The sequence below is a fragment of the Pseudoalteromonas sp. P1-7a genome, assembly GCF_001401855.1.
Taxonomy (GTDB): Bacteria; Pseudomonadota; Gammaproteobacteria; order Enterobacterales; family Alteromonadaceae; genus Pseudoalteromonas.
Genome location: NZ_LKDU01000054.1, coordinates 1 through 10,983 on the forward strand (window position 1 = coordinate 1; position 10,983 = coordinate 10,983).

General features: G+C 41.7%; 11 protein-coding genes and 1 pseudogene. 9 read left to right on the forward strand and 3 right to left on the reverse strand.

Going from position 1 to position 10,983, the window contains the following annotated elements; genetic code table 11:
* The first annotated feature begins 177 nt into the window (after positions 1–177).
* The 8 genes from AN389_RS18970 (at position 178) to AN389_RS19005 (ending at position 5,994) form a co-directional block, all read left to right on the forward strand.
* Positions 178–591, forward strand: coding sequence for a GFA family protein (locus tag AN389_RS18970; protein ID WP_055015284.1), 414 nt, complete (start codon positions 178–180; stop codon positions 589–591).
* Positions 592–916: 325 nt separating this feature from the next.
* Positions 917–1,069, forward strand: coding sequence for a hypothetical protein (locus tag AN389_RS20410; protein ID WP_160318638.1), 153 nt, complete (start codon positions 917–919; stop codon positions 1,067–1,069).
* Positions 1,070–1,150: 81 nt separating this feature from the next.
* Positions 1,151–1,735, forward strand: a complete 585-nt coding sequence (locus AN389_RS18980) for a glycosyltransferase (protein WP_055018913.1) — start codon at positions 1,151–1,153, stop codon at positions 1,733–1,735.
* On the forward strand, positions 1,732–2,751 hold the full coding sequence (locus AN389_RS18985) for a glycosyltransferase (RefSeq protein ID WP_055015287.1): 1,020 nt from the start codon (positions 1,732–1,734) through the stop codon (positions 2,749–2,751). Before AN389_RS18980 ends, AN389_RS18985 begins: the two co-directional genes overlap by 4 nt.
* The gene (locus AN389_RS18990; protein ID WP_055020469.1) at positions 2,748–3,782 is read left to right on the forward strand and encodes a glycosyltransferase; all 1,035 of its coding nucleotides are present in this window, start codon (positions 2,748–2,750) and stop codon (positions 3,780–3,782) included. Before AN389_RS18985 ends, AN389_RS18990 begins: the two co-directional genes overlap by 4 nt.
* A complete protein-coding gene (locus AN389_RS18995) occupies positions 3,766–4,824 on the forward strand; it encodes a glycosyltransferase (protein ID WP_055015289.1) in 1,059 nt (352 codons plus the stop codon). Before AN389_RS18990 ends, AN389_RS18995 begins: the two co-directional genes overlap by 17 nt.
* Positions 4,814–5,656, forward strand: coding sequence for a glycosyltransferase family 2 protein (locus AN389_RS19000; RefSeq protein WP_055020470.1), 843 nt, complete (start codon positions 4,814–4,816; stop codon positions 5,654–5,656). Before AN389_RS18995 ends, AN389_RS19000 begins: the two co-directional genes overlap by 11 nt.
* Positions 5,657–5,769: 113 nt before the next feature.
* Positions 5,770–5,994 (forward strand): hypothetical protein, encoded by a 225-nt coding sequence (locus AN389_RS19005; RefSeq protein ID WP_055020471.1) that lies wholly within the window; start codon positions 5,770–5,772, stop codon positions 5,992–5,994.
* Here AN389_RS19005 and AN389_RS19010 read toward each other — a convergent pair.
* Positions 5,991–7,193, reverse strand: a complete 1,203-nt coding sequence (locus AN389_RS19010) for an MFS transporter (protein WP_055020472.1) — start codon at positions 7,191–7,193, stop codon at positions 5,991–5,993. The genes AN389_RS19005 and AN389_RS19010 overlap by 4 nt on opposite strands.
* Before the next feature lie 101 nt (positions 7,194–7,294).
* Here AN389_RS19010 and AN389_RS19015 point away from each other — a divergent pair, with 101 nt between their 5' ends.
* Complete coding sequence (locus tag AN389_RS19015; protein ID WP_055018911.1) at positions 7,295–8,077, forward strand: helix-turn-helix domain-containing protein; 783 nt, start codon at positions 7,295–7,297, stop codon at positions 8,075–8,077.
* A gap of 21 nt (positions 8,078–8,098) precedes the next feature.
* On the opposite strand, the gene AN389_RS19020 is transcribed toward AN389_RS19015, so the two are convergent.
* Together AN389_RS19020 and AN389_RS19025 are read right to left on the reverse strand one after the other, a co-directional pair.
* Positions 8,099–10,159, reverse strand: a complete 2,061-nt coding sequence (locus AN389_RS19020; RefSeq protein ID WP_055015294.1) for a TonB-dependent receptor — start codon at positions 10,157–10,159, stop codon at positions 8,099–8,101.
* A gap of 74 nt (positions 10,160–10,233) precedes the next feature.
* Positions 10,234–10,881, reverse strand: a pseudogene (locus AN389_RS19025) (YoaK family protein).
* Positions 10,882–10,983: the final 102 nt, after the last annotated feature.

Below are 10,983 nucleotides of genomic sequence, written 5' to 3' on the forward strand. Positions count from 1 at the left end.
TTTACTTATTCTTACATGGATGTAAGTCATTAGAATAACGCAGGAGCAGTTATCGAGCCCACTAGGTTACAAACCTCGCGCCGCGATTTTAATCGCCCCTAGATTGAACAAATTTCAATCCGCAAAGGTCAACACGCCCTAGGTTAAACACCTTTAAACATACTCAAGGAGAGTAAAATGAAAATTACTGGAAGCTGCTACTGTGGTGAAATTAAATACCAAGCCCAGTCGCAAAATAATAACGTACTTGTATGTCATTGTAGCGATTGCCAACGCATGTCGAGCGGGCCATTTAGGGCGGTAATAATGGCTGAGCCTAACTCGGTAGTATTTACCAAGGGCGAGCCAAAAGAGTATGTTAAAACAGCACAGAGCGGCAATAAACGTGCGCAAGGCTTTTGTGGTACGTGCGGCACTACACTTTACGCAACTAATGAAGCTAAAGCCGATAGAGTGTACGGCCTGCGTATAGGTGCTGTTGATCAGCGAGATGAATTTACCCCAGCTGCGCAAATTTGGTCGCAATCAACCCTTAAATGGCTAAACGATTTACACCAGGTGCCTGCTTTTGAAACTACACCTCAATCATAAGTGCTGTGAGCGTTGAGAAAATAAAACAGCTAATTAGCTATGCTTTGCTAGCGGGAAAAATCTCGCTAGCTGCATTTTACTCCCTCCTTTTACCTCCTCTTTATATAAAAATTAAAATATTTGTAGGCTAAATGACTTTGTGAATTATTTTCATATTTTATTGAAATATATGCCTATATGCTCATTTGTAGTAATACCTCACCTCAGCTTTTGTATTTAAGTTTATGATATTTATAAAAATAAAGTTTATTTTTATATGTACCTATTTGGCTTGTTAATTGCTGATAAACACCACGGACTACATATTAATGATGAGGTGAAACGAATGAGAATTTTATCCACGAGCGAAGTAGGGGCTGAATTAGAAGCAGCCAAATCACGTTTAAAAAAATTACCCCATTGGAAACTCTCTGAAAAGTTAGCCTTAGAGCTGCGCTTAAAACAACTGAGCGCTTACTTTAACGAATACAAAAGTTAGCGTTTGATTTATTAGCGTAGTAGATATGGAAATTAATCCCCTTGTTTAAGCGGTTTTAAATAATATGGCTAAGGAAAAACAATGAAAAGCAAAAGGTACTGTAAAACGGCCATCGTGCTAGTAACTTACCACTGCAATGAAGGTGTTATAGAGCGCGTTAAAGAAATACAAAAATACGCCAGTAATTACATCATCACGATTGTTGATAACTCAACACAAAAGTACAAACAAAGGTATAACTTACGCCTAAGATTAAAGGCGATTGACCCCAACGTTATTTATATTGATCACACACTAAACTGTCGGTTTACGGCTTATAACGTGGGGCTGCAAACAACGTTGAGTGATTTTGTTGTTTTTCGTACTGACGACGATGTATTTGATGAAAAGCACACTTTTAAACTAATAAACGAAGGCTTTGAAGAGGACTTTGTTTTTACTCCCTATTACTTTGATAATACAAAAAAAGTAGAGCGCACTTATCAAAGACCGATAGAAACCCTAGTATTTAAAAAGAATTCATTATTAGCGTTTTTACCTTTTAAAACAGCCCCAAGCAGCGATTGGCAGCTAATGAAAAAGATGTTTGCTACAAAAAGCAAAAAGGAAGTGCCACTCGTTCTTTTGTATAAAAAACCGCATGGTCGCGAGGAGCTTGCTGTATGAAACTAGCAATTATAGCGCATCCCCGATTTCCTATTAAATCTCCCTATGCTGGTGGGCTAGAAGCTTTTACTGGCGCATTAGTTGAATACTACCAATCAGTTTATGAGGTTACTTTATATGCTCACCCAGACAGTGAGGTTAACTGTAAATTAAAATCGTTCCCGATAGATAACAGCCAATATCAACAATACCCCGATATAGTTGAAAACGATTTTATGCTCAAGGTAATGGACGATATAGCTAAAGAGCAGTTTGACGTAGTGCATAACAACTCCCTTAACCCGATTCCCATACTGTGGGCCAGTAAACATAATATTCCTATGTTAACCACGTTGCACACACCGCCTTACTCAAAATTAAAAGCGGTGGTAGGGCTGGCTTCTTACTCGCCATTTATACACTTTACCGCAGTATCGCACTCTTTAGCAGAAGCGTGGGAGCCTTTTATAAACGATAAAGTAGAAGTGACCTACAATGGTATAGACCTTAAGCGCTGGCAGGTAACAAAAAAGCCGCAAGATTATGTGTTTACGTATGGTCGAATATTACCAAGTAAGGGCATTGATATAGCAATATCTACAGCGCAACAAATGGGGATTGCTATTAAATTTGCCGGCCCCATAGCCGATCAACACTATATGGATGACGTAGTGCGGCCTTTACTAAAACCCTGCGATACCTATTTAGGGCACCTTGATCACCATAGTATCAAACACCAATTGGCTCATGCCAAAGCTGCAGTATTTGGCACCCGATGGGATGAGCCTTTTGGGCTTTCTACTTTAGAAGCTATGGCAACAGGTACGCCAGTGGTGTCGTTTAATCGCGGTGCATTTGCCGAAATAGTCAGTGAAGGCGCAGGCGTGCTTGCTAAGGGCAATAATGTAAATAGTTTAGCCGCCGCGCTTGAAGCTTCATTCTCACTAAATCAAAGCGACGTAATTAAAAGCGCTCGTAATTTTCCTATTGCAAAAATGTGTAGCGAATATAGCAATATACTGGGGAGGATTGCATGAGAATACTGATGGTCGCAAGCCCAATAGTCTCTTTAAGGCAGCCCTTTAAAGGGGGCACAGAAGCCTTTGTTGCTAATTTAGCTAACGCATTGTGTAAAAAAGGCCACACTGTTGATGTGTTGTGTAAAGATGCTGATGAAGAAAACGAGTTTAACATTTTACAGTTAGACGAATCCCCACTGCGCATGAAAGACAACATAACCACAGAGGAAGAAGGCCAAAAGCTGTACCAGGCTGCCCAATTTGCGCTAATCGATAATTCGTATTACGACGTTGTGCATTACCACAGTTACTACCATGCACTCTATGATGTGGCATTACTTCATAATATAAAAAGCGTAATTACTTTACATGCCCCAGTATCACCAAAGTTAGGTTTAATACATAAGCTGCATAAAGCGCGTAGCGATCACCGCTATATTGCTGTATCTAACAGGTTATGCAAAGAGTGGGAGGCTCACCTTGGTAGTGCCATTAAAGTGATTTCAAATGGCGTTACTCTACCCAAAAGTGAGTATGTGCAAAAAATTAATAAAACCCACGATTTATTTTGGATGGGACGTATTAACGCCGAAAAAGACCCAGTATCGGCGATTAAAATAGCGCAAAAATTACAGCGCAAATTATGCATAGCTGGCCCCGTTGAGGATAGGGAATACTTTAATGCTCACGTCGAGCCGCTACTTACAGACTCCATTTATTATATTGGGCATTTAAAACACGATGAATTGTTTACACAGCTTGCTAAATCTTGTTTGTTTTTAGCTACCTCTAAGTGGAGCGAACCTTTTGGCCTAACCACCATTGAAGCGCTTGCTCATGGTATACCTGTTGTAGGCTTTAAAACAGCCATACCAGAAGAGCTACGATTTTCTAACGTGTGTACTGCACTAAACAATGTGGATGAAGCTGTATCAGCCATTAAAAAGCTAGGCAAAGTGTCGCCGCAAGCGTGCCAATCTTTTGCTAAAAACTTCGACTTTAACGTGACTGTTTCAAATTATGAGGCCGAATATGCAGCACTTATATGAGCCAAATTTACCGACTGTATTTTTTTATGTTCACCATCATGGCGCGGGCCACATTACACGTGCTGAGTTACTTATTACTAAGTTACAAAATAGCTATAACGTAGTGGTGCTTTATGGTGATTTAAACGTAAAAATTGCTTTGAATAAAGTGTGTAAGCGAAGCATTTTTGAAAAGCTACCTTCTAAATGGGCAGGCCAAAGCGCTGTACAAAGAAGCTATAACACTGCATTTGAAGGAATCGAATACAGCGAAGCGCCACTTGAACGCTCCATAACCTTTAACCTATTGGCGCAGCAATACAAACCGGTACTATTTATCAGTGATGTATCGGCCGAACTGACTATTATGGCCAGAAGCATTGGTTTACCTGTTTTAATGCAGCGCCATTCGGGTGATATCAGTGGCGATCCCACGCAAGTGTTTGCTTACGAATGCGCGACTAAACTATATGCCCCGTACCCAAAGCAGCTAGAAACACCTCACTACAGCTATTTTAATAAAACTCATTATTTAGGATTTATATCAAAATACACAGGTTGTGAAAGCGCCACCAATACAGATTTTGGCAGCTGTATTACTTTGCTAATGACCGATGCCCAAAGCGCGGCATTAATTGCCCGTACACTGATTAAGTACACCGAACACGTTGAGGTTATTGGTTGCCAAGGTGAAGCCATTGAAGGAGTAACCTACAAAGGCAAAGTGAGCAATATAGATCAAGCGATTTCAGCAAATGTGGTTGTATCAAGTGGTGGCAATAACGCAGTATCACAGTTGTTATCACTGGGGAAAAAGCTGATTGTTATACCCGAAAACAGACCCTACCAAGAGCAAGATGAAAAAGCGCGCATGTTAGCTAAAAATAACCTCGCAGTGCATTTGCCTTTTTCAGCGTTTTTACAGCACAACAATGCTCAAATAGAGGCTGCGTTGGTTAATGTAAGAAAAACCCAAACAAATAAAACACAAATAATAAATGCTACAGAACAGTTTACCAGCGAGTTTGTAGAATTAGTTAAGGAGGTTGCAATTGAGTCATAATTTTTCAATCGTTACTATTGTTAAAGGCCGCCACCAGCAGCTTGCTAACCTTATCCACAGTATAGAAAATAGCACGCTTCGCCCATCTGATATGGTGGTGGTGTGGATGGATGAAAAAAACAGCCATAATGTTACCCCAAACACGTCTTTTGTGACCAAAAATGTGTACATACAAGAAAACGGCTTACCCCTTGCTAAAGCGCGCAACACGGGGGTTAAAAATGCGCAGCAAAACGACGTTATATTTATAGACGTAGATTGCATTTGCTCTCCCACACTTTTTGAAAGTTTACTTGCTAAACTAACCCACGGATTAGTGGTCAGTGCTAAAGCAAAGTATTTACCGTATGTGCCCAAAAGCGGTAACTATGAATTATTAGTGGAGGAAGCTGTTGATCACCCTAAACGCAAAAACTTACCTACAAACGAAGAGGTAGACTTTTTAACTTTTTGGTCTTTAATTTTTGTGATTAACAAACGTGACTTTAATAAAGTTAATGGTTTTGATGAGCAGTTTATTGGTTACGGCGCAGAAGACACCGACTTTGCAATGCAGTGCAAAGTAAGCAATATAAAGCTTAATTACATTGATGATTGGGTATTGCACCAGTACCACGATAAGTTTACGCCACCTATAAACTACGCTGAAGATATTTGTAATAACGCCAACACCTTTGCAAAAAAATGGCAGTTTTTACCTATGTTTGGTTGGCTAAAAAAAATGGCCGTTATGGATATAGTTAAAATTGACGAAAAGAACCACAGCGTTAAATTTTTAAAAAAGCCGACCCGCGATGAGATAGAAGCATGCCGCTCTACCTCGCCGTATTAAATGAGGTGTGCTGCATGCTAAAAGCGAAACAAGCAATGGATATGACAAACGATTATTGAAATTTTTTTTCCTACATGACTGTCTATTTATAAGACCGTCATGTGGAGAAATATATGTGTAGTTCACCTAAAACTAGCCGAGCCGTTAAAAAGTCAGCCATTAACTTTAATGACGACCTAACTCAAGAGCAGCGTTTGCGTTTTGCTGCAAAAGCTAATTTAGCACAAGAGCGCCGCGCACAACGTGAAGCCACAAATAAGCGCTTTGAGAAAAAGCACTCATCAGTAAAAAAGCCAGCGACAGGCTTGTTAGCATGGTTACGCCAGTTGATAAGCTAGCTATTATTAAGCGTGGTATTTTTTCCGCTAAACCAGCCACATGTAGCACATAGCACACCCGCACCTGCACATAGCCAAAGTGGCGCACTCCAGCTGCCGGTACTTGTATGTAGCGCCCCAGCTATCATAGGGCCAATAGCCGCCAGTAAATAGCCAATACTTTGTGACATACCCGACAGTGAGGCCGCTTGTGTTGAGTTATCAGTACGTAAGCTAATAAACGATAGCCCTAAAATAAAACATGCCCCAGAGCTAAAACCTAGTAGAAGTGTCCATACTAATGCAAAACTTGGCATATATAACAAACCAAGCGCACAGGTTGCACTGAGTGATGCAAGTATAAAACTAAGCGCACTTTGATCTTTGAGCTTGGCAAGTAACGGTATAAGTACCAGCCCAGGTATGGCGGTCGCAATTTGAAAAGCCCCATGATAGGCACCTGCTTGCGTTGCACTTTGCCCCGCTTCGGTGAGTATGCTGGGTAGCCACGTAATGATGATGTAGTTTAAAAACGAATTTAAACCTAACAATAGTGTAATTTGCCATGCAAGTGCATAACGCCAAATGCTTTTAGTAAGTACTGAGGTATGCGCTGTTTGCGTCGGTTTTGTGTGTTTATTTAATTGCGCCATCCATATAACTAACGTGCTAAGTGTAATAAGTGCACTTGCGCCTAAAGCAAACTGCCAGCCTAAGCCTTCATATTGGCTAAGCGGATAAACTATCGTTGAAAAACCACCAGATACAACGCCCATGGTGAGTACATAAGCAGAGGTCATTACCGCAACTTTTGCTGGAAAGTCGCGTTTTATTAAACTCGGTAGGAGTACATTAGCTATGGCAATACCGGCGCCTATTATGGCGGTGCCAACAAATAGCATAATGGCTGAATCAATCACGCGCCCAGCAATACCCAGTAATATTAAAAATACAGCAAAAAACAATGTGCGCTCAAGCCCTTGGCGCTTAGCCAGGCTTGCAGCCATAGGCGATATAATGGCAAAAGCAATTAGCGGTAACGTGGTAATAAAGCCTGCTTGCGAAGCGGTTAAATTAAAGTGCGCGATTATTTGTTCAAGCACAGGGGCAACCCCTGTAAAAGGCGCACGTAAATTGGCAGCAATAAGTAAAATACCGATTACAAGTAATACGCCTGAAAAGCGAGACATACCGCTATTACTGTTAGGTGTGTGGGTCATTATTACAAAATTTGTTAGCTAATTATGGGCGCTAGTATAAACAAATCAGCAGTATTATAATTTAGCTATACTGACATTAAATAACTAAAAACTGACAAAATATGTTTGAGCCTAAAGGGTGGGGATACCTACAAAACTACGAGCACATGGTACAGCCCATAATCGCCAAAGTAGATACCGCACAAGGCAGTAAAGAATACCCTTTACATACACACCCAAAAGGGCAATTAATATTAGCGCTTGATGGTTATGTAACCTGTGAAGCAGCAAATAAAATGTGGATGGTGCCAACACACAGCGCTATTTGGGTACCTGCAAACACCTTACACAGTAACCGCGCATCTGATAACGCCAAATTATGTTTTGTATTTATTGATGCCAATAAGCACGGTATGCCACAGCATACCTGTACATTAGCAATAACGGGGCTGGTAAAAAGTTTAATGCTTAAACTCGCCAGCGAGCACCAAGCCTATAATGAAGACTCTAAAACAGCACGTTTAGCTCAGGTACTGTTTGATTTGCTTATAGAAATGCCCGCCCAACCGCTTGATTTTGTGTTATCTAAGCATGCGGTTATTCAAGCAATGGGGCAGCAGTTACTCGCACAGCCAAATAATCGCAAAACCCTTGCACAATGGGCACACGATTTTGCTTTAACTGAGCGTACGTTGGCACGGCTTATAAAAAAGCAAACCGGCATGACCTTTGGTAAGTGGCGAATGCAATTACATGTAATTACCGCGCTGCAGGCATTGTCAGATGGGCAAAGCGTACAGCAAGTGTCGGCGTTATTAGGGTATGAGTCGGTGAGTGCGTTTATAACTATGTTTAAAAAGGTTATGGGCAAATCGCCCACTAAATACATGGGCGATTTAAATTAGTTAAATCTTTAAGTTAACGCCTTACCACGTGTACGTAGCTGAAATCATAGCGTTACGGGGTTTACCAGGAAAGTACCTATCGCCAGTAAAGCTGGTGTAATCAGCACGCTCTGCGTAAGCTTCGTCGGTCAGGTTAATTATACGTGCAAGCACTTCTAGATTATTGGTAACTTGCCACTTTGCCCGCAAGCTTAAAATATCATGCCCCTCGTAGCTATGTAGGTTTTCTGGGTCGGTATAGTAACTACTTACGCTATGCCATTGCAGTGCAAGCGCTAGGTTATTAAAGGCTTGCCAGGTTAAATCAAGGTTAGCTACATTTCGAGGCGCGGTGTCTACGTTGTTACCGTTTATATTTAGCCCATTAATTAACTGGTTATTGGTATATGTGTGCTTTGCATGTGTACCTGCAAATTGTAAGTTAAGCGTTTTGCTTAATGCGTAGTCTACTTCAAGCTCAATCCCTCGGTGGCGTGAACTGCCATCATTAACGTTATAAAAGTCGCTATCGCGATAAATAGTGTTGTGTTTACTCATGGCATACACAGCCAATGCATAATTCACATCGCTGTAATACCCTTTTAAGCCAAGCTCGGCATTATTGGCTATTTCGGGGTTTAAATTAGCGGTAGTTTGCTCGCGTTGTAATTGGTAAAGCTCTGCCGCTTGCGGCGCTCGGTAGCCACGTGAAAAGTTAGCGTATAGCGTATTGTTTTTGTTGACCTTGTAGCTTACACCAAGCTTAGGTGAGGTATTGCTAAAGCTATTTTTACCACTGGCCGGGCGACTATAACGGCATCCGCCAAAACCACATTCAGTGCCATCATCTTTTGTGCGGCCAGTCAGCATATTATTAGTGTAATCGTACTGCATGTGCTCATATCTTAGGCCGGCGCTAATAAACCATTTATTTAATTGCCACTCAACTGATGCAAACGGTGCATACAGGGTTGCGTTTACATCGTAATCGTAATGTTTGCCTTGTGGTACTGTGGCTACTAAAAATGCAGAGCCCTGAGTTGGCTCGTTTTGGCTTTGTGTAAAGTCGCTGCGAGTGTATTCGCCATCAAGCCCTAGGTTTACTTTTATATTACTTTGCAAGTTATGTTGATACAGCGATTGCACACCTATGCCTGTTTGACTGTTGGTTTCAAGCGGGGTGCCAGGTAAAAAATGCTTAAAAAAGTCCATGCTTTGGTCGCGCACATAAGGCGTTATAGAAAGCACATTGCTATTTTTTAATTGCCACTGGGCGTTGCTCCACGCTCTAAATGAGCGGGCTTTTCTAAAGGCATCGGGATCAAAGTTTTGCTGTGCTATGTCTTCGTTTTTATAGCTTTTAAAACCCGTTATAAAGCCTGCAGTTTGCTGATCTAAATTTGTGTATGTAAGGCCGGAGGTCAGTAACAGGTTATCGTTTTCAAAGCGGTGGCGAATATTTACTTTTTGCTGTTTAACGCTTTCATCATCACGGTAACCAGTATCGTCGGTAACACTTGCATTAATGCCAATCCCACTGTTGCCGTAGTCTTTCCCTGCGCGTAATTTATAACGAGCATACCCGTATGAGCCATAATCAAGCCCAACAAGTCCGCCGCCTTGGGTGGTGTCTGGCGTTATTACATTAATTACACCATGCACGGCGTTTGAGCCATAAAGTGCAGAGCCCGGGCCTTTTAATACTTCAATGCGCTTTGCCATTTCGCTATGCGCTTCAAATAGCTCGTTTATATTACAAAAGCCCGCAGCACGTAGCGGTATGCCATCTTCAAGGGTGAGTATGCCGCCACAGGCTGCCGCGCCCGAGAGCACCGGTGAGCGAAGTGCCGGTAAGTATTCTTGCCCATTTCCGCGCTGTACATTAGCACCTGCAATACGTTGTAACGACTCTTCAACATGAGTAGGCGCAATGCTATTTAATTGCGCCTCAGATAAGGTACTAATAGTAAGCGGATAGGGTGTAGCCAGTGCTTCTGTACGTGATGCGGTGGTTGTTATGGTTTCTATTGCATCATTGTTTTGATTGTCGGCAATTGCAACATGGCTGAGTGGCAATAACAGCGGCAAAATATAAGGTTTCATACATTCCTTTAAGGTGAATAACGCTTTATTAACACCATGGTAAGGTGTTTTAAAACGTTTTTAAACCGCTTGCGTTAAAGTGTGCGAACTCTGTAAATTTTATACGTTACAGATAATACAAAGCACGCCAGCGCAGGCGCCACTAAAGCACGTATTGAGTAATACTAAAATAAAATAAACCCAGTAATACCGCCAAGTAAAAAACCAATAATAATAAGTAAAAACATAACGCCTTTGCGGGTATCAAAGGGTTCACCTTTTAGCGTTTTGCCTATCATTAAACCTAGGTCGGTAAAAATACCGGTTAAATGAGTGGTGCGCACTACTGCGCCGCTGTAATTAGTGGCAAGGGCGTTTTGTAAACCACACGCAGCGCTGGCAAGCGTAATGCCATAAACATGGGCGCGGCTAAGTAAATAGGCGCTTAAAAGTAGTAATAGGCCTTCAATAAATAATAGGGTGTCGTAATGTCGCCCAAGCTTTAACGAGCCGCCAGTGAGTAAAAAGCCAGAAAGCGCCGAGCCCAGCATAAAGCTTACAATTATACTTACAAGTAGTAACGCAACAGAGGTACTGTTCATTAGTTTTATACCAAGTAAAGTAACGCTGCCTGAAAGGTGAGAGATGGCCTGATGCTCAAATCCTAACAATCCTACCGCATTAACAACGCCAGCAATAAAGGCTAGGGCGTGTTGAACTTTGCGGATTGAAATTTGTTCAATCTAGGGGCGATTAAATCGCGGCGCGAGGTTTGTAACCTAGTGGGCTAAGTAAAAACCGAGCAAAGCTTCCGCGTCCTGCTCACGCCCCTTACCTACATCCAT

What these genes read in the sequence shown, in the direction of transcription:
- AN389_RS18970 (WP_055015284.1), top strand. Translation starts at nt 178, where the DNA reads ATGAAAATTACTGGAAGCTGCTACTGTGGTGAAATTAAATACCAAGCC.
- AN389_RS20410 (WP_160318638.1), top strand. Translation starts at nt 917, where the DNA reads ATGAGAATTTTATCCACGAGCGAAGTAGGGGCTGAATTAGAAGCAGCC.
- AN389_RS18980 (WP_055018913.1), top strand. Translation starts at nt 1,151, where the DNA reads ATGAAAAGCAAAAGGTACTGTAAAACGGCCATCGTGCTAGTAACTTAC.
- AN389_RS18985 (WP_055015287.1), top strand. Translation starts at nt 1,732, where the DNA reads ATGAAACTAGCAATTATAGCGCATCCCCGATTTCCTATTAAATCTCCC.
- AN389_RS18990 (WP_055020469.1), top strand. Translation starts at nt 2,748, where the DNA reads ATGAGAATACTGATGGTCGCAAGCCCAATAGTCTCTTTAAGGCAGCCC.
- AN389_RS18995 (WP_055015289.1), top strand. Translation starts at nt 3,766, where the DNA reads ATGCAGCACTTATATGAGCCAAATTTACCGACTGTATTTTTTTATGTT.
- AN389_RS19005 (WP_055020471.1), top strand. Translation starts at nt 5,770, where the DNA reads ATGTGTAGTTCACCTAAAACTAGCCGAGCCGTTAAAAAGTCAGCCATT.
- AN389_RS19010 (WP_055020472.1), bottom strand. Translation starts at nt 7,193, where the DNA reads ATGACCCACACACCTAACAGTAATAGCGGTATGTCTCGCTTTTCAGGC.
- AN389_RS19015 (WP_055018911.1), top strand. Translation starts at nt 7,295, where the DNA reads ATGTTTGAGCCTAAAGGGTGGGGATACCTACAAAACTACGAGCACATG.
- AN389_RS19020 (WP_055015294.1), bottom strand. Translation starts at nt 10,159, where the DNA reads ATGAAACCTTATATTTTGCCGCTGTTATTGCCACTCAGCCATGTTGCA.